General features: G+C 46.8%; 19 protein-coding genes. 5 read left to right on the forward strand and 14 right to left on the reverse strand.

The features are described 5' to 3' along the window. Positions 1-7: 7 nt before the first annotated feature. The 11 genes from MKX68_RS09925 to MKX68_RS09975 form a co-directional block, all read right to left on the reverse strand. On the reverse strand, positions 8-772 hold the full coding sequence (locus tag MKX68_RS09925) for a copper homeostasis protein CutC (RefSeq protein ID WP_340911191.1): 765 nt from the start codon (positions 770-772) through the stop codon (positions 8-10). A 451-nt stretch (positions 773-1,223) separates the two neighbouring features. Continuing rightward, positions 1,224-1,397: a hypothetical protein gene (locus MKX68_RS09930; RefSeq protein ID WP_244661153.1), complete on the reverse strand. Its 174-nt coding sequence runs from the start codon at positions 1,395-1,397 to the stop codon at positions 1,224-1,226. Positions 1,398-1,605: 208 nt separating this feature from the next. Further along, the gene (locus tag MKX68_RS09935; RefSeq protein WP_340911194.1) at positions 1,606-4,389 is read right to left on the reverse strand and encodes a glycoside hydrolase family 3 C-terminal domain-containing protein; all 2,784 of its coding nucleotides are present in this window, start codon (positions 4,387-4,389) and stop codon (positions 1,606-1,608) included. Between the two features lie 495 nt (positions 4,390-4,884). Next, positions 4,885-5,973, reverse strand: a complete 1,089-nt coding sequence (locus MKX68_RS09940; protein ID WP_340911196.1) for a low temperature requirement protein A — start codon at positions 5,971-5,973, stop codon at positions 4,885-4,887. Between the two features lie 230 nt (positions 5,974-6,203). Continuing rightward, entirely contained in the window at positions 6,204-7,160 is a 957-nt protein-coding gene (locus tag MKX68_RS09945; protein WP_340911199.1) for a ring-cleaving dioxygenase, read from the reverse strand. A 127-nt stretch (positions 7,161-7,287) separates the two neighbouring features. After that, a complete protein-coding gene (locus tag MKX68_RS09950; RefSeq protein WP_340915357.1) occupies positions 7,288-7,515 on the reverse strand; it encodes a DUF896 domain-containing protein in 228 nt (75 codons plus the stop codon). A gap of 243 nt (positions 7,516-7,758) precedes the next feature. Continuing rightward, positions 7,759-8,802 carry an SPFH domain-containing protein gene (locus tag MKX68_RS09955; protein WP_076210220.1) on the reverse strand — a complete coding sequence of 348 codons (1,044 nt, stop codon included), beginning with the start codon at positions 8,800-8,802 and terminating at the stop codon, positions 7,759-7,761. A gap of 48 nt (positions 8,803-8,850) precedes the next feature. Then, positions 8,851-9,651, reverse strand: coding sequence for a TPM domain-containing protein (locus MKX68_RS09960; protein WP_340911201.1), 801 nt, complete (start codon positions 9,649-9,651; stop codon positions 8,851-8,853). Next, positions 9,648-10,679, reverse strand: coding sequence for a hypothetical protein (locus tag MKX68_RS09965; RefSeq protein WP_047841485.1), 1,032 nt, complete (start codon positions 10,677-10,679; stop codon positions 9,648-9,650). Before MKX68_RS09965 ends, MKX68_RS09960 begins: the two co-directional genes overlap by 4 nt. A gap of 192 nt (positions 10,680-10,871) precedes the next feature. Next, entirely contained in the window at positions 10,872-11,573 is a 702-nt protein-coding gene (locus MKX68_RS09970) for a PspA/IM30 family protein (RefSeq protein ID WP_340911203.1), read from the reverse strand. A 229-nt stretch (positions 11,574-11,802) separates the two neighbouring features. Further along, positions 11,803-12,021: a hypothetical protein gene (locus tag MKX68_RS09975; RefSeq protein ID WP_340911206.1), complete on the reverse strand. Its 219-nt coding sequence runs from the start codon at positions 12,019-12,021 to the stop codon at positions 11,803-11,805. 229 nt (positions 12,022-12,250) lie between these two features. Between MKX68_RS09975 and MKX68_RS09980 the strand changes: the two genes are divergently transcribed. The 4 genes from MKX68_RS09980 (at position 12,251) to pdxA (ending at position 17,473) form a co-directional block, all read left to right on the forward strand. Further along, entirely contained in the window at positions 12,251-13,933 is a 1,683-nt protein-coding gene (locus tag MKX68_RS09980; protein ID WP_340911209.1) for a sigma-54-dependent transcriptional regulator, read from the forward strand. 166 nt (positions 13,934-14,099) lie between these two features. Then, positions 14,100-15,086 carry a 2-keto-3-deoxygluconate permease gene (locus tag MKX68_RS09985; protein WP_338589963.1) on the forward strand — a complete coding sequence of 329 codons (987 nt, stop codon included), beginning with the start codon at positions 14,100-14,102 and terminating at the stop codon, positions 15,084-15,086. Positions 15,087-15,179: 93 nt separating this feature from the next. Continuing rightward, positions 15,180-16,475, forward strand: a complete 1,296-nt coding sequence (locus MKX68_RS09990) for a four-carbon acid sugar kinase family protein (protein ID WP_340911212.1) — start codon at positions 15,180-15,182, stop codon at positions 16,473-16,475. Beyond that, entirely contained in the window at positions 16,472-17,473 is a 1,002-nt protein-coding gene (gene pdxA / locus MKX68_RS09995; RefSeq protein ID WP_340911214.1) for a 4-hydroxythreonine-4-phosphate dehydrogenase PdxA, read from the forward strand. Before MKX68_RS09990 ends, pdxA begins: the two co-directional genes overlap by 4 nt. A gap of 200 nt (positions 17,474-17,673) precedes the next feature. Here the strand turns inward: pdxA and MKX68_RS10000 are convergent, their stop codons facing one another. Next, on the reverse strand, positions 17,674-18,597 hold the full coding sequence (locus MKX68_RS10000; protein ID WP_340911217.1) for a helix-turn-helix transcriptional regulator: 924 nt from the start codon (positions 18,595-18,597) through the stop codon (positions 17,674-17,676). Positions 18,598-18,795: 198 nt separating this feature from the next. Here MKX68_RS10000 and MKX68_RS10005 point away from each other — a divergent pair, with 198 nt between their 5' ends. Continuing rightward, a complete protein-coding gene (locus tag MKX68_RS10005; protein WP_340911220.1) occupies positions 18,796-21,969 on the forward strand; it encodes an alpha-mannosidase in 3,174 nt (1,057 codons plus the stop codon). A 109-nt stretch (positions 21,970-22,078) separates the two neighbouring features. On the opposite strand, the gene MKX68_RS10010 is transcribed toward MKX68_RS10005, so the two are convergent. Both MKX68_RS10010 and MKX68_RS10015 read right to left on the reverse strand, forming a co-directional pair. After that, positions 22,079-22,930, reverse strand: coding sequence for an aldo/keto reductase (locus tag MKX68_RS10010; RefSeq protein ID WP_340911222.1), 852 nt, complete (start codon positions 22,928-22,930; stop codon positions 22,079-22,081). A gap of 141 nt (positions 22,931-23,071) precedes the next feature. Next, positions 23,072-24,991, reverse strand: a complete 1,920-nt coding sequence (locus MKX68_RS10015; protein WP_340911225.1) for an AraC family transcriptional regulator — start codon at positions 24,989-24,991, stop codon at positions 23,072-23,074. Positions 24,992-25,043: the final 52 nt, after the last annotated feature.

Here is a 25,043-nt window from a genome sequence, read left to right on the forward strand (position 1 = left end):
CGCATCCCTAAATCATTGGACCACGATTGATTCGACCGCTACTCATTCCACTACTGTTCATGAATTGCTGTGATGCAAGCAATAACTGGTGCTTGGCTTGAGCGATAAGCTGCGAATCTGCGGGATGGTCGAAGCTTCCTTCACGGCGTACGCCTGATCCCATATGGATCTCCGTGATCCCCGTCTGACTCACTAGCTTGTTAATTCCCTCTATGGTGACCCCTGCCCCTGCCATGACAGCGATGTTCAAGGTTCCCCCCAATTGCTGTAGCTGTTTCAGTTCCAGTATGGCTTCAGGCGCTGTCTGTTTCCCTCCCGATGTAAGCACACGCTCCACGTTGCCCAATGTGTTAATGGCCTGGAGCGCCTCAGTCAGGCTTGTGCTCACATCCATTGCACGATGAAACGTAACCCCCAAACCCTGAGCTTCGGCCATACATAATTGCATGGATAGGAGGTCCACTTCACTAGCTCCTGTAAGAGCACCGATCACGATACCAGCGGCTCCAAGTTCCTTCGCCACGCGGACATCCCGGGTCATGGCGTGGATGTCATCTGTGCTATAGCGGAACGAGCGGCTATGGGGACGGATCATGACATACACCGGAATGGATACCTGGGACACCACATGCTCTATGACGCCATAACTGGGGGTAAGTCCTCCTTCAGACATCGCAGACACCAACTCAATCCGGTCGGCCCCTCCCTCCTCAGCTGCCTTGGCATCTTCCACATCCACAGCAATGACTTCCAATACAGGCTGTCTTTCCATAAGGAACGCTCCCTTCACTTCATCGTAGATTATCCCAGCACCGGTAACCCGTATCGATACCCATCACTCGAAATGCACACAGCCTGATCCATGACATAAAGGACCGACTGAACGCTTCATCAGCGCTCCTGCGGTCCTTCTTCATCATTATGGGCAACGGTCAGCTCCCAGAACACAATCCAGAAAAGGTTGAACTTCCTGAAAGATATATGGTTTGTCGGCAATGATCTTCATGATTGAATTCTCCTTTGGGGACCGGAATGGGGCTAGCAAATAGAGAGCGCAACGGATTTCATCACTTTATCTAATGAATTTTGTTATTTTTGTTATTTATAACGTTATTATTTATTAGCAATAGTCTAAAACGTTAGGATCAGAACGTCAATACAAAAAAAGACACCCCGAGGGTGTCTTCATGTCTTGGATGACCTTCTGGTTATCCGAGTCTTTTCTATTTTCTACGCCGAGCCTTCGTCATTCGATTAAACATAATCAGTGCAGCAATAATCATGGCTATCATGGCAATATTACTCGCCACTTCTTGTGATAGTCCGAAAAGAACTCCCAGGTTAGTCACCAGGCCTCTTACAATCAGCGCCACCACAACCAGCAGGATTGGACTCAAAAAATTATAATTTCTCATTCTTCGCAACACCCCTGACCCCATTGTTCAGAACTCCAAAATCCCATAACACTATCATAACAGTAGCTATTCCGTGTTACAACAAAGGACACCCGTAAACAGTGTCCTTTGTCATGTATCAACGTATTCTGCTTTTGATGACAGAACAAGCTTTCGATTGCTGTTATCACCTGATATTTCCGATTATCTTCTATACCTGCTTGAATTCGATCCAGTCAATCTGGAGACCTGGTTTGGTGAAGTCCAGTTTCAATTCATACAGTCCTGCTTCAAGATCTACTTTGACAAGTTTCTGTCTGATCCATTTGCCTTCCGTACCATTCGTTTGAATGGTGGTCACCAACTGGTCATTCAGGAGCAGGTTACATGCACTTTGAGCCAGTTCCGGCTCAGGGGACATGATCTGTACGATAATCCGATAATGGCCAGCCTCGTCCACCTTCATGTAGACAGGATCAGCTACCGCAGGTTTCACTTGTGCATTCTCAATTAGATTCTGAGCTTGTACAGCAGATAGAGATGCATTCGCTTGGAAAGAAGCGACGTTCTCCACGATCTCGTGTTTTCTACCGGACACTGGTGCATTCATGATGAACTTGCAGATGTTGATCGCCGAGCGTTGCAGTTCTCCGCGCGTAAGTGTTCCATTTTCCAAGGATTCAATCGTGTTGTCATCCCAGCCATTGATCTCTGCGCCGTAGTTCGGTACAACCATGTAGAGATCATTCTGCGCACGGATCATCCAGTTGGTGTATTTGCGATCAGCTTCTCCACCTTCGGTCACATCATTCATAATCGCCCACCAGTCGGTCATTACAATTCCGTCAAAATTCCATTCGCCACGCAAAATCGTGGTGTTCAGGTCGTAGTTGGATGCCGCCCAGTGTCCGTTAACCGGGTTGTAGGAAGTCATGATGGAGTTTGCTCCGCCTTCTTTTACGGCGATTTCGAACCCTTTCAGGTAAATTTCACGCAGTGCACGTTCGGAGACAACAGCATCTACTTTACTGCGGTGTTTCTCCTGGTTGTTGCAGGCAAAGTGTTTCAGTGTGGCATTGGAACCACCCTTCATAATACCTTTCGTACACGCTGCGGCAAATACACCCGAGATCAGCGGATCTTCGGAGAAGTACTCAAAGTTCCGGCCATTGAGCGGGCTCCGTCGGATATTAAGTCCAGGTCCGAGCAGGGTATCCACCTGATTTCTCAGCAATTCCTGTCCTTCCATCACATACAACTCTTCAACAAGATCCTTGTTCCATGTCGCCGCAAGCAACGTACCAATGGATACCTGTGTTGCCTTCTCGCCACTATCCATACGAATACCGGACGGGCCATCTGCCGTACATGCTACCGGAATACCGTAGTTAAACAGGCTGTCGCTGACACCACCAAATGCAGATGCTGTTCCTGAAGTAACGAGCGGACTGCTCATACCTTCGCCACGGACAATCGCCGCCAGATCCTGATCACTCAGTTGAGCGATGAAGGTTTCCAGACTCACTTTGCCAGCTTTAACGTCACTCAGCTTGTGGCCTTGGTTGCCCGTCTGCTCCAGCGTTTGCGGGAGATTCTGCTCAATCCGGTTCGCCATGGATATCTTACGTTTCGGTACTTCTGCATACGTCAGTTCATAAGATCCATCTTCCTTGCGCGTACCTGGTTTCATCCGTGTAAAATCTTCAGTTGGGGCCATCGCTTCTTGCAATTGCTCCACCAATTGAAGAGATTCAATACTATAGCCATCCTGGCCATCAATGCTGATGTGCTGCACTTGTTTCACACTGGTTCCTACATGCAGTCGGTATGTGCCTTCTTCCAGAACGTATGCGGAAGCAAGACCTGTAACACCCGCATCATCGTAAGATGCCATCGCATGGATCGGGAAACTGATCGTCAGAAGTTCTGACTCGCCCGGCTGCAACAATCCTGTTTTGCCAAAAGCCACCAAAGCCTTCACCGGTTGTCCCAGTTTACCTTGTGGTGCTTCATAATAGACCTGCACAACCTCTTTGCCCGCATATGTTGTACCTGAGTTGGTCACATTTACACGAACTTCAATGTAGGTTTCGCCGTCTTTGGACATTGATTTTGCTTCTTCGTGCTGGGCCAAAAACGTCGTATAAGACAGGCCGTAACCGAATTCAAACTGAACACGCTCAGGTCGAAACGTTTCGAAATAACGATAACCTACATAGATATCTTCCTGATACAGGTTCTTGAACTCATTGCCATAGTTGCTTGTCGAAGGATAATCTTCGATGGAATATGCAATCGTATCTGTCAGTTTACCGCTTGGTGTAACGTCTCCCGCCAGCACATCAGCAATCGCGTTACCACCCTCCATACCGCCATGCCAGGAGTAAATTACACCTTGGATCGGATGTAGATACGTTTCGTTTAACCAGCTCATATCGATGATATTCGAGACATTCAGCACAACGATTGTGTGTTCAAACTGCGAAGTAACTTGCTTCAGCATCGCTTTCTCATCTTCTGTCAGTTGGTAACTTCCTGGCGCATCCGCATTATCCTGGTCTTCTCCTGCTGTACGTCCAATTACAATAATGGCTTTGCTAGACTTGCTTCTGGCTTGTGCAACCAGTTCATCCGTCAAAGGCATCTCTTTTTGATTCCATGGCTCGGCAGCCCATACTTTTCCGCCGTCATCAAATGGATTTTCCTCAATCCACTTCTCATAGACAGCTGCCAGTTCTTCATTAACAGTAATATTCTTTTTGCTGCGCAAACCATCCAACAGATTTGTTGTGTAGGCCACATGAACACTACCGCCTGAACCCGTACCGCTGCGATAATAATTGACTTGAATCCGACCAAAAACTGAAACGTTTTCGTTTTCACGAAGTGGAAGCACTTGGCCTTCATTTCTGAGTAAAACGGCTCCTTCAGCGGCAACCGTACGACTAAACTCTGCAAACCCTTCCAATGGAACTCCGATTTGATGTGTGCTCAATGATTTCCCTCCTGATTGTCATCCCCATACCTACGAATCGCTATATATAAAATGAACTATATAAATTGAACTAAAGAATATTTACACTGGACACTCCGATGACAGAATAACCTTCCGATCGCTGTTATCCCCAGATTTTATGAATCCCCCTTATATGGGGAAAATCCGGGGATAGCGTATGCTTCCGATGCAGCTTTCTTTCAGAAAGCTTTTAGGCGAACGCTTTCGCTTCTTCAGGTTTTTTCTGTCCTCTCCGTTTCGTGTAAATGTTTAGTTCAATTTATATAACAAAACGTACACTCATTTTATATAAAAGATATTCTATGATCTGGTAGATTCACTTGTACCTAGTCTCATATTAACAGATTCTATAGAAGAAATTAAATTAGATTTGTGCTTTATTTATTTAATTAAAACATGTCCAGGATTAGCGGCATAATAAAAAGCCACGGACACCTGTTGTCCGTGGCTGTTCTTCATTTGAGATTACGCATATCAAGTTGTAAGTTTCGCATACACCAGGAAGAATAACATTTCTTCGCCCATGATGACATAACCCGGAACCTGGTAGACCAGATCCACAAGGACAAATGCCACAAGCAACCCTACCATGACTGCCAGATGACGCGGGCCCAGCCGAAGATGTGCGTGTCTGTAGCGATGGAACACAAGGGAAGTCGACAAGAAATACAACAGCGTTGATGCAAATACAAACCCTAGCATGAACACATAGTTTAACTGATTCTGATATAACAGCTGAATTGAAGCAGCGATCATACTCATGGAGATGTAGATGAACAGATGACCGTATATGATCGCTTGCCCGGCAGTCTGGATCTCTTTGCTGACCTTTTTCTCCACGTTGTCAAAGTACTGCCACCACATCGCAATGACAAAGATGGACGTAAAGGCGGCAAACAAAATCGATTTCATATCCCAATGATCGGCTTGCAACACAGCGATAATGCTTACCACCGATTCACCCAGCAGGATAAGTGTAAAGAGCGCAAAACGTTCCAACAAGTGATGGGTCTGAACGGGCACTTTCACCAAGTTTTTGCGTCCGATCAGCGGAAGCACAATATCAACGGCAATCCCCACATACAAAATCAAGTAGCGCAACCAGGAATCGAAGAATAGTGAGCCCGATGAGATTAATATCCCAATAAGGAAACAGATGCCCAAGTAACGAGCCGCTTGCTGCTGATGCTCGCCTTTTGACTTGTGAGCCGTCAGATACTGAATCGCCGTAAATGCCCTTGAGCCGATATATCCAATGAAGAAGGACAGGTAGTATTGGTCAAAATGGGTAGAAAGGCTCGCCGTCATGACCATCACGGACAGAAGCTGAAGGATGAGAAATATTCTATGGATCAGGATGTCTTGACCATAGCGGTTAATAAACAAGGTCTGACCGACCCATGCCCACCAAACAGGGATGAAAATAAGCACAAACTTCATTAAATATTCAAACGTAATTACTCCGTGTTCGGCATGTAACAAGACATGACCCGCTTTGGAGACCGCTGCTACAAAGAGCAGATCGTAAAACAGCTCCAGCCAGGTAACCTTTTTCTCCATCATCCTTCGTTGCTCCTTTGGTTATTCTCATAATCTAACGTCAGCTATATAAGTTGAACTAAAGATGATTCACACATACACTCCGATGACAGAATAACCCTCCAATCGCTGTTATCCCCAGATTTTTTTGATTCCCTTTTCCTAAGGAAAAATCCGGGGATAGCGTATACTTCCGATGTAGCTTTCTTTCAGAAAGTTTTTAGGCGAACGCTTCGCTTTTTCAGGTTTTCTTATTAATTCGCAGCTGTAGCAGGTGCGAGCGTTCTTACCACAATTGGTTGCAGATTGTCCTCAATTTGAGGGCGGTATTTCTCAAACCACTCTGGCAGCATCAATTTTTGTCCAAGCGAGTCAGCAGGTTCATCTTTGGCAAAGCCCGGAGGATCGGTAGCAATCTCGAACAGAATGCCGCCAGCTTCTCTGAAGTAGATTGCGTTAAAGTACTGACGATCCCGAACTGGAGTCGGTTGGTACCCGTAATCACGTACAGCTTCGCTCCACTGTGCATGCTCCTCATCGTCTTTGGCACGCCATGCAATATGGTGCACGGTTCCTGCGCCGCCCATACCCAGAGCCATACGTGTCACCGGAACATCTACGACATTACCGATATCCCCGCTGGATCGGAAACGGGCATACTCTTCATTTTCACTCACTCTGACAAATCCCATGATTTTCTCAAGAGCATCCATCGTTCTTTGCGGATTTACACTGAACAGGACAGCACCACCGAAGCCTTTGATCGCTTTATCTGTTGGAATCCCTTCGTGTGCCCAAGTGCTGGTTGTTCCTTCTTCACGTTCAACAAGCTCAAGCCGCAGGCCTTCACTATCTTCGAATTGAAGCAGGTCTTCATTGAAACGACTTGTTTTGGTTACCTCAATGTTATACTGTTCCAGCCGGTTCTGCCAGAAGCCAATCGACCCAGGAGGAATGACATAGGAAGTGATGCCGACCTGACCTCCGCCAATTTTGCCTCGTGGTGATCCAGCCGATGGGAAGAAGGTAATGATGGTACCCGGGCTTCCGTGTTCGTCACCAAAGTACAGATGATACACATCAGGTGCATCGAAGTTGATTGTTTTTTTCACGAGACGAAGTCCCAGAACTCCGGCATAAAAATCAACGTTGGCCTGTGGATCTCCTGCGAAAGCTGTAATATGGTGAATACCTGCTGTTTGAATAGTCATGATTAATTCCTCCTTGGTTTGGTAAGCATGTTTTAAATTTAGTAGGTGTTAAAGATAGTTGAGATAGTTGATTTATAGTAATTTGTATTATCTTTAAATTAAGATATATGATCTAGCGAATTGTATTCTAGTTGTTATTTTGATTGGCCTGTTCTTGTTTCAATTTATCAGGAGTCACGTCATCGCCGTTTGGATCATAGATGGTTGCATTTAGCAGAATGTCGTTGACCGAACCACGAAAAGTTTGTAGATATTCCTGGCGAAGACGAGCCTGTTCCTCTTTCTCCATCTCCGTCAATCCGCCCTCTTTGGCTTTTCTAGAAAGTTCATTTATTCTGGTCAATGTTGGGATCATCATCTTGATCTCTCCTCATAATGGATTAAAGATATTTGTTCTTGGCTGCTATTTATCTTTAAATTAAATATCTTAATTTAAAGATAAATGATTTGTGATCGGTTGTCAACTCTTTTATCTAAAATAAATGAACCTGTTCCTCTGCTCTACTCCATGTTGCTTTAAGTATGACTCCAAACAAAAAAGGGATAGCTCCGCAATATCTCAACCATTGCTGAACTATCCCTACATGTATTTATTTCATTAGCCCAGCTTTTGACCACAATTCGGACAGAAGTTGGCACCTTCATTTTTGGCTCCACAGTTCGGGCAGAAGTTTGGCTTCTTGTTGCCTTCTGTAGATGAAGATGTATTCGAATCACCGTTGCTATTTCCCGCTGGTTTCTGGTCGTTATTTTGATTCTGAGATGAATTGGAATTATTGTTCTGGTTTTGGCCTTGGTTCTGGTTCATGTTTTTCATCATTTCATTGGCCATGTTCATACCCATCATCATGCCCGCCATATCCGAAGCTGCGCCGCCGCCCTGTACTTTACCGGATGAGATGCCGTCTGTCATGCTGACCTGCTGATACTTTTGCAGATTACCAATCATCTCATGCGAAGCAGTCTTTGTAATCATGTCCTGAATCTCTTTTGGATAATTGAAGCTCATCACCTGGAAACCGGTAATCCCAATTCCGATGTCCATCATCTGCATATCCAGATCTTCCTGAATACCTTTGGCAATATCCGATGCGTTGGCCTGCAGGTTGAACATATCCTTCCCTTCGCGGCTAATCCACTTCATCAGAAGCTGATCCAGCACGGAAGTGATTCGGATTTTGACATCCTCCACCAGATAACTCTGCTTGATGCCTGCAATCTTATCAATCAGGGTGACATAGTCACTTACTTTAAAATTAAATGTACCGTTCGCCCGAATCGGCATCCCGCCCGGCAGTTGTGGTGTTGGAATCAACACCGGACTTTGTGTGCCCCAGCGCACGGTGAACTCTTTGGTATTTACAAACAAGACTTCGACCCGCATCCCGCTGTTAAATCCGAATTTGAACCCTTTTAAGGTAGAAAGAAACGGAATGATCTCGGAATCGATATTAAACGATCCTTCGTCCTCGAAAATCCCCTCCACTTTACCGTTATTCAGGAAAATGGCGTCCTGGCCCGAACGGATGATAAGTTTACTCCCCTTCTTTATCTCCCGGTTGCTCCACTTCCAAAATATCATGTCATCTCTAAACTCTTCCCATTCCACCACATTCGAAAATTGATTTCTGAAAAATCCCATATTCGTTTCCATCCCTTCTAATTAAAAAATCCGCATACTCCTTAGTGACTAGAACGAACCTCTACTTCCACTGTGTGAGTGACCACCTCGGGAGGTACCTCCACCGCCGCCTCCGCCACCGTTGTTATTGTTCTTCTCTATTTTGCGCTTGGTGACGGTTGTACGGATATAACGATCCTGACGATCAATGACACTGGAATTGCTTGAATCCTCATAAGTCGCACGATTGACCGTGACACGTCCCCCGGAACGATAGGTCATAATACCAACAACAATACCGCCAAGAACTACAGATACTCCCAACTGAAACCAACCGTTGAACAAAATATTGTTCGGATTCACATCGGGTTCATACCCCATATATTTGTAAGAGAGCTCAATGTATTTCTCAAATGCGAGTTTATAATCCCCACTGGACAATTCAGAGGTAATTCGGTTACGGATAGAATCTAGTCGCTGATCACTCAAATATTCTTTTGCCTTATAAAATCCAGCCAGATACACTTCGCGATTATTCATATCCATCGTTAATATGACAGCATTGCCAAGTTTTTTGTCGTACCCTAGCTCCTGCTTATCATAAAAATCTTCAGTTAAGAGCATGACATCCTGATTCTCAACATTATTTGTTGTCAAGATAACAAAGTCCGTCTGCCGTTCAGCGCTATACTGATTCGCAAGTAGATTCAGTTCACTGATCTCCTGCTCACTCAGCAGGTTGGCCTCATCGTAGATGAGATTTTTGCTCTCCGCTGCGGATGCCGATGACATGGGAATCAACGGAGCGACAAGGGTGATCATAAGTAAAATGAGCGCAGCCATCACAGCCAGAGGGGTTCTTTTTCTCATAAGAATCCACCTCCCATCATCCAGGAAACCAGCTTCAGTGATAGCAAGGAAACCGCAGAGACTCCTGCGAACCATCCAGCTACTTTGGCTTTGCTGATCGGCGGTTTACCGACCACTTTACCTGTCTGGCCATTCATGGCAAAGGTATACTGCGCACGATTATAGTCATAGTTGACCATCCACACCGGGAGCAGCACATAGTCTGCATTTTTGAGCGTAGTATCAATCTGTTTGTCCGTGTAGCTCACGCTGCTATATCCGGATACGGTTGAAGCAATATAAGAATCAATGTACGATCTCGTTTTATCCTTGGCCCGTGGAAAAAGTTCCTCGTCCGTATAACTGTATTTTTCCGCAATGTACCCCGCCAGATACGGGGTCTTGAACAATTTCAGCTGATTATATGGAAAAGGCTCAAGCTTATCCATCAGTTCATCCTTCATTTTCTCCGATGCATCGATGGGCAGGTTCACGTAATTCAGCCGAATCCGACGGTATATATCGAAATGCTGTGTTTCCGTGTAATGGTAGTCGCCCTGGGTGTAGGATCTGACCTTGGTGCCACGACCATGCACTTCGATTTTGTTATGTAACTCGTATAACCAGAACGGCACGTACATGCCGGTAATGCTCTGAATCCGATCGGCGGACATGAAGCCACTTGGCGTTAAAAGGCCGTTTTTGCACCACTTTTTGAAAGCCTGCTTGGCTTGATCCTTGTTGATCGAAAAAGGAATCACCATCGCGGGGGCCAGATTGCCCGTCAGCCGATCACTGAGTACAACCGCCGCACCGCAGAAACTGCATGTCGTCGCACTGGTCTCCGGCTCCGTGACAATGTCAGCTCCGCAGCTGTTACAGTGGTATTCCTTGACCTCATTTTCGGTGAATACTTGTCTCTTCAAGGGATCGGGGATCTGCTCTATGTTGTCCTGGCGGCCGCAGCTGGGACAGGATAATGCACCTGACACACTGTCAAAGATCATACCACTGCCGCAGTTTGGACATTTATATTCAATAACCGGCATCTGCTCACCTCAATGTTAACGAAATATGATTCTAATTGACACTGTAAACTTCGCTGGCAGAACAAACTTCCGATCGCTCTTATCCCCGAATTTTTTGATTACCCTTTGTATGGGTAAAATCCGGTGATAAAGGCGCACGCTCCGCTTCTTCAGCTTATTTCTGCCCTCTACGTTGTAGTGTACAAGTTAAACTCACTTCTTCAGCTTTTCATGAATCGCTGCGAGTTCTTCCTCCGCATTTGGCGACGTATTTTCATTATTACCCGCTTGGGCGTTCATGTCCCTCTCCAACTGGGCAATTAATTCGTCCAAATCATCTTCCTGTGCTCCAGCGCGAAGTTCTGCCAGTGCCTCTGCTTCGTTTAGCGCCTGGTTCGCCTTGTCTTCCATGGCCTTCAATGCAGCATCAGCCCTGCCCGCAGATGCATTCCGTTCATTGGCCTGTTGCTGCGCCTTTGCATCTGCCATGCGACCTTTCAGTTCTGCATGCCGCGCTTCCAGTTGCCCCAGATCTGCAACCAGTTTATCGTTCATATGCTTCATCATCTTGGCTTTGGCGGAAGCACGTTCATAGGCGGCTTGTAATTCATTCAATTTGTCAGCCAGCTTCACTTTCTTCTCCAGAAAACCGCGGGCTTTATCTTCGTCTCCCGACTCCGCCGATTTCTCCGCATACCGCTGTAACTTCTTGACCTCGGCGCTACACTCATCCAATGCTCGCTTCGCCCGGCTCTCATCCGACAGCACCGCTGCCGTTTCAGCCTTCACCTGCCCCAGATCACTGCTGAGGCTTCGCATATACTCATTCACACTTTTCCCCGGGTCTTCCGCCCGCGACAACATGTGGTTCACATTGGCCTTCATCACGTCTCTAAACCTCGATAAGATTCCCATTACTTGTTCCTCCTCCGAAAAGTTCATATGTATACTATAATACATGAATACACCCACATACGTTTCACATTTCACGTTGGCACGTGGAGTCCATACGATCCAAAGTCAGAAAGTAATGGAGTAATAAAAGAAAAGACGAGCACCTATAGTGTCGCCTCATGACCTTGCATAAACACACAAAAACGTAAGTACTAACCCTTTGCCCGCACTCCACAAATCCTTACCTGATCTACGTCTCGACCTGAAGGCTCTCCACCGCTGTGAAAAACACCTCCAACAGCTCAACGTTATACGTCGTGCGGACGTATTCTTCGATCTGACCTAATCCTTCTTCCCTCTGATACTCCAGACATGGACGGCCCTCACTCCACAGCACCCTGCACGGGAACTTTCCAACAACATCCTTAATGATGTGATCCGGCTCAGCTACTTTATGAATGTCTCCCATATGAAATCTCCTCATTTCTCTACACTTATCGTGTGCAATTATGCATTAATTTTGAAATACATAACGTTTCGATTCAGTGTACTTCATCACATTCCACTCGGAGAGTTATGGCGGCATATCACACAGGCAATATTGCAGATGTGACAGTGTTGGTTCCCCCATAGGTGCCATTCCTTCGCAAGTTGGCTATAATAAGGGGATCAAAGTTTTCTATAAAGGCAGGAAAATTATGCGTACACGAGTTCACTTTATTGCTCCCTACGAATCGATGATTCCTATTATACAAGAGTGCATTCCTCGCTTTCCCCAGTTAACCATTCAGACGGACGTGGGCGACTTGGCAAACGGTGTGGAATTAGCTACTCAAGCTGAGAAAAATGGTGCAGAGATTATCATCAGCCGCGGCGGAACCGCCCAATTGATTAAAAAAGCAGTGACCATTCCCGTCATTGATGTGCAGTTATCGGGCTATGATATGATTCGTTCACTTACACTAGCAAGCCAGTTTAACGGCCAAACAGCCATTGTTGGCTTCTCCAACATCACCTCTGGTGCACAATCCATTATTGATCTGATGGATCTGCCCCTCAAGGTCTATACCATACATAGCTCGGAAGATGTGGCACGATTGCTCTTGGAGTTGAAGGCTTCCGGGTACCGACAGATTGTCGGAGATGTGATCACCGTCAACACCGCGAAGACCTATGGTCTGGAGGGATTGTTAATTCAATCTGGCCAGGAATCCATTCTTAGAGCGATGGAGGATGCACAGCTAGTCTACCGTTATTTGAGTAAAAATCATGCGATATCGATCATCCTGAATGACCTGGTTACACGGGAACATCCGAATTTACTTATTTTAAATGAACGGAATGAAGTGGTATTCGAGAACCTGACCGATTTTGAGAAAAATCCGCTGACCGATAATCACATATATCTGACCAATACCAGTCTGGAATTCCATCAATCCCAGATCCAAAATGTGTTCATGGTGGACGATTACCAGCTCACGGTTAATGCCTATGAAACAACCCTGGACAACAGGAACTACAAGGTATATATGCTGGAAAAAGGACAACCCTATGCCTTTGCACAATTTGGCATAACAACGTTCACGGACGCATCGATGGAGCCTATTGTTGCCGAATCCCCTGCCATGCAGGCGGTATTAAAAAACATTCGGGCACTTTACGAGCATCATGAACCGATCTATCTGCTGGGTGAAGCGGATTCCGGCAAATCTTTTCTGGTCAAACATATTCATCAGATGTACTCCGGTGGCGGACTGTTATTACAGATGGATCTCTCGCAAGTTCCGCCCGGTCATTTGCACAAGATACCACTCGCCAAGGTTCGAAATGTAGAGATTAACCACATGGAAACACGTATGGAAGATCCGGAGTTGCTCTCCTTTATCCAGAACTGCCTTCAAAATCAGATTGGGGTGTTTATACTCGGGGAACAGATAATGAACCCGCAGTGGTCACTTGATCTGGAGCTTAATACAATCATGATGCCAAATCTTGCGGATAGACCAGAGGATCTGGCTCCACTGATGCAGCATTTCCTGACGGATTACTACCACAAATACGGAACTACTGCGGTGAGAATAAAAGAAGATGCTCTACAGCTGATCCAAGATCAGATCACACATATGAATGTCAACCAGCTGAAACATCTGATCAAGCAGGCTGCACTCAATGAACAGGAGTATGTAATCACCACGGCTACCTTGTCCCGCTTGCTGGATCAGCAACCTTCTTCAAGCCCAATGAAGTTGAACGGTACGCTGAAGGAGATTGAGAAGGAAGTTATTCAGTTCGTGCTTCAGGAGGAAAATAACAATCAATCGAAGGCCGCAGAGCGTCTGGGGATTAACCGGGCCACATTATGGCGTAAACTTAAAGATTAACTTTAAGTTTGCGTCTTTTTTATCGTCTTTATATGTTGCATTTTTAAACAGTTTACCGAGTATTTAAAATTTACAATAATTTATTGTTGCTATATTAAACGATATGGGATAACATAATCCCTGCAAGCGCTTCATAAAAACGATTACTTCATAAGGAGCTACTACTATGAACATTAAAGCAACTTTAGATCGCATCCCTGGCGGTATGATGGTCGTTCCCCTGTTACTTGGTGCAACCATCAATACATTCTTCCCGAATGCTCTGCGCATTGGCGGATTCACGGAAGCCCTTTTTGTCAACAGTGCCAGTACTTTGATTGCCCTGTTCCTGTTCATTGCGGGTACACAGATTACGTTTAAAACAGCAGGTTCCTCTGTCGGAAAAGGTTTGACCTTGCTTACGTTCAAATGGGTGATTGGTGCAGCCCTTGGTTTTATCGCTATTTTGTTCGCGGATTCAAACGGGTTATTTCTCGGCCTGGCCCCGCTTGCCATTATTGCTGCGATGACTAACTCCAATGGCGGTTTGTACATCGCACTCGCTGGTCAATACGGCAAAGAAGATGACAAAGCAGCCTACCCTTTCCTGGCACTCAGTGATGGTCCTTTCCTAACCATGGTAGCGCTCTCCATCTTTGGTGCGATGGGTTTTGCCAACGGCATGTTCTCCCCTATGGCCTTTGTTGCGGTATTGCTTCCGCTCATCGTTGGTGTCATTATTGGTAATCTGGACCGCAATCTGGCGGGGTGGCTGCATAAAGGCAGTGACAAACTTGTTCCGTTCTTCGCATTTGCTCTGGGTATGAACATTAGCTTCTCCTCCATCATTCAAGGTGGTCTTAGCGGAATTTTACTGGGTGTGTTGACCGTGCTATTAACGGGCGGAATCGGTTTCCTGCTCTTTAAAGCCATTGGCTGGAACCCCATCGTTGGTGCTTCCGAAGGTTCAACAGCCGGGAATGCCGTAGGTACACCTGCTGCCATCGTGGCTGCTAATGCTTCATTTGGCCCGATTGCCGAGATTGCTACGGTGCAGATTGCGGCGAGTGTTGTAACGACGGCCATCCTGTTACCAATCTTCATCGGGTTCCTCTCCAAACGACTGGAGAAATCAGGCGGAGTCGAGAAATACAATCAAAGACCAACCACATAAATGGTTATCACCTGATCCGATATGCTTAATCTGTGCCAATTGATAATCTGACGGACTTATTATGAAATTTTGATTACAAGGAGGGATGACTGCATGAAATTAGCTATTATTGCAGATGATTTGACCGGTGCCAATGACAGCGGGGTGCAGCTTGCCCGTCATGGCTTGAAGACCAGTGTTCTTTTTAATATGGATGAAGGACCTCTTACACGATATGATGCTGTCGTCTTTGATACAGATAGTCGTTCCATATCCTCGCAAGAAGCGTATGATCGTGTATATCGTGCTGCTGAATTGCTGACAAACAATGGATTTGAGACGATTTTCAAAAAAATGGACTCGACCATGCGCGGCAATATAGGCATCGAGATTGATGCTGTGTATGATGTCGTAAAGCCGGACTTTATGATGATTGCTCCGGGTTATCCGAAGAATAACCGTACCATTCTTGAGGGTATTCATTACCTGAACGGCGTTCCGCTCGCAGATACTGAAATTGCCCATGATCCAAAGACACCTGTTACGATTTCCTACCTTCCGGACTTATTGAAACAACAGACCAAGTACGAAGTTGGCAAGATCACCGTCGCCGATCTGGAAGCCGGGCAGAATCATATTCGCACCAAACTGGAGCAGTTGAAAACAAATAACATCCCGTATGTGATGGTGGACTCCACTGAAGAACGCCATCTGGAACTGATCCTGCAGATGACTCGTGAGTTGGATTATACCTTTACATGGGCAGGCTCGGCGGGCATTGCTAATTACCTCCCTGCGCATTACGAGTTGGAATCCAGGGCTGCTTCACTTGATATCCCGGAGAATTCCGGTCCAATCCTAACAGTGGTAGGCAGCGTGAACAAAAACTCACGTGAGCAGCTGCATCGCTTGATGCGCAAGTCCCGCGTGGCTTCAGTCTCCTTCCATTCTTTCAAAGCGGTATCTGCAACCGCAGACCGCACGGAAGAGATGGAACGTGTCTATAAGGAGGTCCGAGACAAAGCGCTGGAAGGACAAGATGTTGTCCTCTACTCCACCGCTGAACAGGTGGATATCGAACTGGCACGGGCAACGGGCGAAGTTCGTGGTCTCAATCACACGGAAGTCAGCAACCAAATTGTACTCGCGATGGGTGAGATCTGTGCCAGACTGCTGGAAGAGGGACTTTTCAAAGGGGTATCCATGACCGGTGGCGATACGGCAAAACAGATCTGTCTGAAATGGAATATTAGCGGCTTCGAGCTGCTGGATGAGCTTGAAATCGGCGTGCCGATCTCCAAGTTTATAGGGATTGATGATCTGCATGTGATTACCAAAGCAGGCGGATTCGGTAAACCGGATGTCTTTATCCATGCGATTCAAAAATTAAAAGGGGGTATTCTCGTATGAAACCTACAATTGGAATTACAATGGGCGACGCAGCAGGTATTGGACCGGAGATTATTATGAAAGCACTGGGTCATCAAGACATGTACGATCAGTGCAATCCACTCGTGATTGGTGATGCGAAGATTCTGGAGCGTGTGCTGCCGGTTATCGGATCAACGCTGAACGTCCATGCTATTCAAGAGCCTTCCGAAGCCAAATACGAATTCGGTACTGTAGATGTGATCGATCTGAATCTCGTTCCAGCGGCTCTGGAATACGGTAAAGTATCTGCCGTGGCTGGAGATGCAGCATTCCAGTTTCTCGCCAAAGCCATTGATCTTGCCAAAAAACAGCAGATCCACTCCATCTGCACCGCGCCTTTGAACAAAGAAGCTCTGCACCAAGGGGGGCACCTATACCCGGGACACACCGAGATTCTGGCGGATCTGACGGATACGCAGGATTTCTCGATGATGCTGACCACGCCAAATCTGCGCGTTATTCACCTGACAACTCACATGGGTCTGATCGATGCCATTGCAAGTATCAACCCGGAAAGAACCTACACCGTTGTGAAGCTTGCTCATGATACGTTGAAAAAAGCAGGCTTTGAGAATCCGCGCGTTGCCGTATGCGGAATCAATCCTCATGCCGGGGAGAACGGCTTGTTCGGTAATGGGGAAGAAGAAGAGAAGCTTCAGCCCGGCATCGAACGTGCACAGCAGGAAGGCATTAACGTCGTTGGTCCACTCCCGGCGGACACACTCTTCTTCCGCGCTGGTCGCGGGGACTTCGATATCGTTGTAGCCTGCTACCACGACCAAGGCCATGCGCCGATCAAGGTAATGGGCATCGAGGAAGGCGTGAACATCACCGTTGGTCTGAAAGGTGGCATCATCCGTACGTCTGTCGACCACGGTACAGCCTTCGATATCGCTGGCAAAAATATCGCCGATGATAAAAGTATGCTGGCTGCCATTCGCTCTGCCATTGAGCTGGCGCCGAAGGATCAACTTTAAGAGTAGCCGTTATACGGGGCACATGAGTAATTCTGGTTGTGCCACCATCACTAGGTAGACGTAATCTATATATTAGAAAGAAAAAGGCAATCCCTTTGTAACTTGGAGGGTTTGCCTTTTGTATATCTCCATATATCTGTGGCTGTTGCCATTCATGCAGCACCGCTCCACTGACATCCCCAGATCATCTCTGTCTTCTGTCAGCGCTCAGGCCTACCCAAAGATATCACTTCACGTTCGCTCTGTGAATGTCTGCTTCGGCGATATGCACTCGGTGACATTCCGCTCTGTTTGTTGAAGATGCGGTTGAACTGGGAAAAGCTTGTAAACCCACACTGTGCAGCAATATCTGTGATTTTCTCACTCGAATTCAGCAGCAATTGCTGGGCATTCCGAATACGGGTCATCTGCACATACTCCGTGAAGGTGAAGCCGGTAACCTTATTGAATTGGCGAGACAAGTGATGGGCACTTACATAAAAGCGCTTGGATACCTCATCCAGAGATAAATCCTGCTGATAATGACTATGAATATAGGATGCAATGGCATACATGCGTCGGGACATCGATGATCCTGTCTCTTCACGCACATACCCGTTCTCTGCCGAATACCGATGAAGGGCACAGAGAAACTCCATGAACTTGCTATGAATCATAACCGATTGAAGGGCAGAAGGCTGCTGCGATATAGCAAAAATACCATTGATTGGCGCGAGGACTTCCTTGCGTCTTTCTTCTGTAAATCGGAATATCGGGATGGGTTCATCAAAAATCGAAAATAGCTCATTGTAATCGCTCTCAAGACCAGGTGTATTACGTGGCATGGCAAAGGTGATCATCAATCGTTTCGGCGGGGCACCCTTCGGATATTGCGTTTTATGCAGCAAAGAAGGCCGCAACAGCACGATATCATAAGGTTGAATCTCGTACAAACTGCCTTCAATGATGTGGGCAGCCGTGCGATCCAGAAGAATACAAATTTCATAGAAATCATGGAAATGCTGAAACTCCATATTTAGATCATGAGAACGCTCGTCATAATCCAGATGATAAAAAAGCGAATCTCCAGGCTGGTTCACATGGACCGCATATCCCTGCTCGTATGCCAAAACCGATTGTGTCATGAACATGCCCCCATCCTGGTTCTAATGAGTTTATTTTAGCATGAAATGCAATAAAAATACGTTATTTTCAGCATACAATACGTAGTTTCGCCCATTTCTCTTTTGTTATGATAAAGTTGATATGTTAGCGCTTGCAATACTCTCGCTCCAACAACGACTACAGCCTGTACTTACTACAAACCAAGGTGGGAAACCAACATGAAAATGAATTCCTTGTATACTCGAATCCATACCATTGTTAAACACTTGGAACGTGCACGACTAACCTCAAAATCATATATCCCTGAGCTTTATCATAAAGAAAGTGGTTACCACTCCTGGGAACTGGTGCATGAGGACCCTTCCTCCTGGAACGTATTCCGTAAGGGTGATGGCTGGGGTGGCAAAGACGTACACAGCTGCTTCAAAACCCGGATTCAAATTCCGGAACATCTGGAAGGAAAAAAGGTCGTTTGTGCCATCGTAACTGGTGCCGATGACATCTGGAATTACGATAATCCGCAATTTCTGGCTTTCCTCAACGGGGAATTGATCTGCGGTCTGGATGTGAACCATACGGAAATCGACTTGACCTCATCCGCGGTGAAAGGCGAAGAGTTTGAGCTGGCATTATATGCGTATTGCAGTACTTCTGCCGCGGATGTTTTTCTGAATGTATATATTGCCGAGCATCATCAGCAAGTCTCCGATTTGTATTACGATCTTAAGGCTGCGCTCGATGCTGCCGATCTGCTGCGTGAGGATGATCTGGAGCGGCTGAAGTTGGTCGAACATCTGAATAAAGCCGTGAATTTGCTGGATTTGCGTCAGGAAAACAGTGCAGAATTCCATGCTTCGGTACTGGAAGCGCGCCGATATCTGCAAGATCATGTCTATGGTGATATCCGCCCTGCTGGTGATCACATCCCTACCGTGCACTGTATCGGACACACGCATATCGATGTGGCATGGCTGTGGACGTTGGATCAGACTCGTGAGAAGGTCATTCGCAGCTTCGCGAGTGTATTGTATCTGATGGACAAGTTCCCGGAGTATACTTTCATGTCCTCTCAGCCCCAGCTGTATGCATACCTGAAAGCAGACTATCCATCCCTATATGAGAAAATCAAGGAAAAGGTGGCCGAAGGCCGCTGGGAAGCGGAAGGTTCGATGTGGCTGGAGGCCGATTGTAACCTGATTTCGGGTGAATCCATGATCCGTCAGATTATCTACGGCAAACGTTTCTTCAAGGAAGAATTCGGCGTGGAGAACCGTGTGCTCTGGCTGCCAGATGTATTTGGTTATAGTGCAGCGATGCCGCAGATTATGCGCAAGAGCGGCATTGATTATTTTATGACAACCAAAATTGCCTGGAATGATACAAACCAGATTCCAAACGACACGATGTACTGGCGAGGAATCGACGGATCAGAGGTCCTGACCCATTTCATCACAGCAACAGACTATGACAAACATCCCGATTTCAGGCAGCGCCGATTCGAAACGACTTATAATGGACGGTTTAATGCTTCGCAAGTAAAAGGCACGTGGCAGCGATACCAGAACAAAAACATCAATGCAGATGTCCTGCAATGTTTCGGATTTGGGGATGGCGGCGGCGGACCAACCGAGGAGATGCTGGAGCATGGCAGACGACTTGATGTTGGATTGCCGGGTGTACCCGCGGTGAAACGTACCTTTGTACGCGAGTTTTTTGAGAAGCTGGAGCAAAATCTGGCGGATGTTCCTTCCGTTCCCCGCTGGTCGGGAGAGCTGTATCTGGAGTATCACCGGGGTACCTACACGTCCATGGCGCGCAACAAACGGTACAACCGTCATAGCGAATTTGCGCTGGCCGATGCCGAGCTGTATGCCATGATTCATCGTCAGGCGAATGCACAGGCGACCTATCCAACCAATGCACTGGAGCATGCATGGAAGCTGACGATGCTGAACCAGTTCCATGATATTCTCCCGGGCAGCTCCATTGAGCAGGTATATGTGGATTCCAAAGAGCAATATGAAGAAGTTCTGCGTGTCACGGATGAGCTGAAAGAAAGCGCGCTGAACGGCATTGCAAGCCGAATTACATCTGATGGCGAAGCCATTGTGGTATTTAACACCACCGGATTTGTACGCACGGATGTGGTTGAACTGCCTGCTTTTGCAAGAAAAGTAACCGTCTACAATGGGGATCACCATGTACCAAGCCAGCGAACTCCCGAAGGCGGACTTGTGTTCCTTGCAGAGAACGTGCCTGCATCCGGGTATAAATCCTTCCGAATTACACCGGATCTGACAGACGAGCTTGTCGTGGGGGTATCGGTTGTACAGTGGGAAGCAGATCAGCGCCACATCCATACACCTTGGTATGATATTCACCTGAATGAAAGTGCCGAATTCACATCCGTTTGGGACAAGCTGGAGGGCCGTGAGCTGCTTCAGTCTGGCAAGCGCGGTAACGTGCTGCAAGTGTTCGAGGATCGACCTGCGGAATACGAGGCATGGAACATTGACGATTATTATGAACAGCATATGTGGGAGATTAATGACCTGCAGTCGATGGAGTGGGTTGAAAGTGGGCCGGTACGTTCCGTGCTTCAAGTGAAGCGACAGTTCCTGGACTCGGTCATTGAGCAGACGATCATCTTCTATGCGCACACGCGCCGGATTGATTTCCGTACGTTTGTGGATTGGAAACAGGAACATTTGCTGCTGAAAGCCGCCTTCCCGCTCGATATCTGGAGTGAGAAAGCGGTCTACGAAATCCAGTACGGTAACGTTGAGCGCGCTACCCACCGTAATACGAGCTGGGATCAAGCCCGGTTTGAAGTATGCGGACAGAAGTGGGCCGATCTGGCGGAGAACGGGTACGGTGCTGCTCTGCTGAACGACTGCAAATACGGATATGATATTCATAACTCGGTGATGCGACTGTCACTGATCAAGAGCGCAACGTACCCGAATGAAAATGCCGACAAAGAGCAACACGTATTCACCTACGCGCTCTATCCGCATCAGGGCGACTTCCGTGAAGGACGTGTCATCCAAGCTGCTTATGATCTCAACCGTCCGCTGGTTGCTCGTGAGATTGCATCGCAAACCGGTACGTTGCCGGGAACATGGTCACTCGCATCGGTCGATCAGGATAATGTCGTGCTGGAGGTTATCAAAAAAGCCGAGAACAATGATGATATGATCATCCGTCTCTATGAAGCACACGGCCGCCGCAGCCGTGCTTCCCTGCAATTGCCTGAGGGAGCAGGTGCTACGGCATACGCGTGTGATTTGCTTGAGAACAACGAAGTGGAATACACCGTGGAGAATGGTCGGATTTCTTTTGATATCAAACCGTACGAGATTCTGACCTTCCGGATCCCTGCGGGACAGTAAACAGAAATTACGCAACATGGAATACTGCAACATTGCTTAATATGCTTCAATAAGGAAGGGCTGCCTCCTGTCATATCTGACATGGGAGCAGCCCTTCATTTGTGATTCTTTAGAATTCTTCATAATCGCTTGGATCTTGATCCCATAACCGTCCATCCGGACGATTAAATGCAGAGATGATCTGCATCTCTTCTGTGCTCAACTCAAAATCAAATATATCGATATTTTCCTGCTGATGCTGCAAGGAGCCGGCTTTTGGAATTGGAATGGAACCTAGCTGAACATGCCAGCGCAGAATGATCTGGGTTGGCGTTTTGCCATGTGTTTCCGCGATTCGAAGAATGTTCTCATCCTTCAGAATATCCTGTAGGGCATCATTGCCACGTCCAATCGGACTCCAGGATTCGTTCACGATGCCATGCTTTGTATCCTGTTCCCGCTGATCGGCTTGGTCAAAGAACGGATGCAGCTCAATCTGATTCAGACTCGGCGCTATCCCCGTTTCCTTGATCAGGCGTTCATTGTGCTCAGGCAGGAAATTACTCACTCCAATGGATCGGATATATCCGCGTTTTTTGGCCTCGATCAGCGCTTGCCATGCCTCGACATACATGTCCTTCTTCGGATTGGGCCAGTGAATCAGATACAGGTCGTAATAATCCAGATCCGCTCTGTACAGGGATTCCTGGATCGCCACGAGTGCTTTATCATGAGCGTGATAACGCCCCGGCAGCTTCGAGGAGATGAGCAGTTCTTCTCTGGCGATGGAGCTTTGCTTGATCGCTCTGCCCACCGTTGCCTCATTCTCATAGTTATACGCCGTATCAATTAATCGATAACCCGCATCCATTGCAGACGCGATCGATTTAACGCCTTCTTCACCTTTTAAACTATAGGTACCAAATCCAATTGCAGGTACTTTCAAGCCATCGTTCAATGTATATTCCGGAATATGATTCATGTGAGAACTCTCCTTTGCCAAAAGGTTAGATTATCGTTCCGAGATTAGACTGTTAGAAATTGATCGTCCTCTCGTTATTCTACCCCTCCCAGTGGGCTTGAATCAATTTGGCATAAGAGAGACTACAAGGTATTGGACGTTCTATTCGTTGTTTCCGACCAGTATATCAACAATGATGTCCAGCTGTTGCTCTACCGAAATGGGGTCACTGAGCAGAAACTCGTCAAAATCAATATTGTAGACCTTATTCGCTTTCCCTGCTGGCGATTGCTCAATCAGTTTCTGTACATCCTTGAGTTTATCCTCCGCCCCGTCATTGACAGCAAGGAATAACCGGTCACCAATAAAGTCAGGAATCACCTCAGAAGAAATTTCCCACGTCTCACCTTTGATCACGTCTGTCTCTACCTTGGCGGTTGGCTTCAACCCGAGATATTTGTAGATGATATTGCCTCCCATATTGGTATCCCCGTATACAAAAAGAGCATCTGGACGTACGTTTAATATGGAGAACGTCTCATCGGCACCTACATAAGGGCTAATCTTCTCTTTATACTCCGCGATTTTGGCCTTGAATTGCTCGTTCCATAACCGCGCTTCTTCTTGCTTCCCAAGAATATCACCAAACATCTCCACATCTTTAATCGGGTCGTTGTACTGCTCGACAACAATGGTTGGAGCGATCTGACTTAGTGCATCATACCCGCCTTCCACAGCCTCCGCAAATGCTGCCGTTGTAACAATCAGGTCTGGCTCCAGTGACAGAATTTTCTCGGCATCTGGCGGAACACCCACATCTGAAATACCGGAAGTATCATTTATAAGAGGATTATCTAAAATAAATGTCGTTGTGCCAACCGGCTTCACCCCAAGCGCCATTAACTCACCCAAGTGATAGAAGCTGACGACTCGCTGTGGATTCACAGGAATCTCGGTTTCGCCTTTCAGATGTTTATACATCCGCGTTTCCGTAGCTGCGCTGTCTGTAGTTACAGCAGTAGTCGTATCTGATGAAGCTGGCTGGGAAGCCGCTGCTCCTGAAGTACTGCTTGTCTGGCATGCACTTAGAAGCAAGGATGTACATAATAACATCATCGCCCCAAAGGCCGGTCGTGAAAATCTAAACATGGATGTGTCCCCTTCCCTAATCCGTTGATAATAAGTCTCATTCTCATTATGAGAACCGGAGTTAGGGGTTACAATAGACGATTCTAACCCGCGCAATGGATTATACTGAACCTGAATCTTTTGCCGATGTTCCGCACGAAACTGGAGTGGCGATAAGCCGGTATGCTTTTTGAACAAGCGACTGAAATAATACACATCTGCATAACCTACGTTGCTCGCAATCTCCTGGATACGGGCCTCGGATCTTAGAAGGTATTGCTTTGATCTGTGAACGCGTACATGTATGAGATATTCAATCGGGCCTAGTCCAATCTGGTTTTTGAACAAACGGGATAAATAGCTGGCGCTGCAATGGTATCTCTTGGCTAGTTCCTCGGCTGTAATCGGCTCACTATAGTGATCGTGAATGTAGTGGATTGCCTCAGTGACGATGTTGGATCTGCTGCCTTCCTTTTTGGCCGATGTCTGGATCTGTTGCCGCATGATCTCGTACACCAATGGAAGAAAGACCGATTGCGCCTGTAGCTTGTCTATCGAGGTTGGCTCTTGCCACAGACGGTTCATGGCTTCACACTTTTCCTGAACAGGGAGTATTGCATACGGGGCGAACCCATACGTCACTTGGAAGCTCTTCTGATCTTCCGGCGATGCACACTCCGCTGTATATAAAATCAGATAGCAGACAAAGTCCTGATCCAGCGGTATAATACTCAGCTCAGCATCTGCTCCCCCATGCAATATGTAAGGTGAATTAGTCTGGAAGACCTTGCCAGATATACTCACCCTAGCCTCTCCATGAGTAGTAATTAAGAAAAAGCTGGTATGCGCTACATAGTGATCAGGAACCGTTCCATGCTCCGCACGATAATACCGAATATCTAGCAATCTAACGGCAGTTCGGCTCCACCGTTCGATATGGGCTTCCCAATCCATATGCGTTCCCCCTACTTCTTCGTTCATAAAATATGCCTATTATATCACAGAC

It is taken from the genome of Paenibacillus sp. FSL M8-0212 (genome assembly GCF_038004645.1).
Classification (GTDB): Bacteria; Bacillota; Bacilli; order Paenibacillales; family Paenibacillaceae; genus Paenibacillus.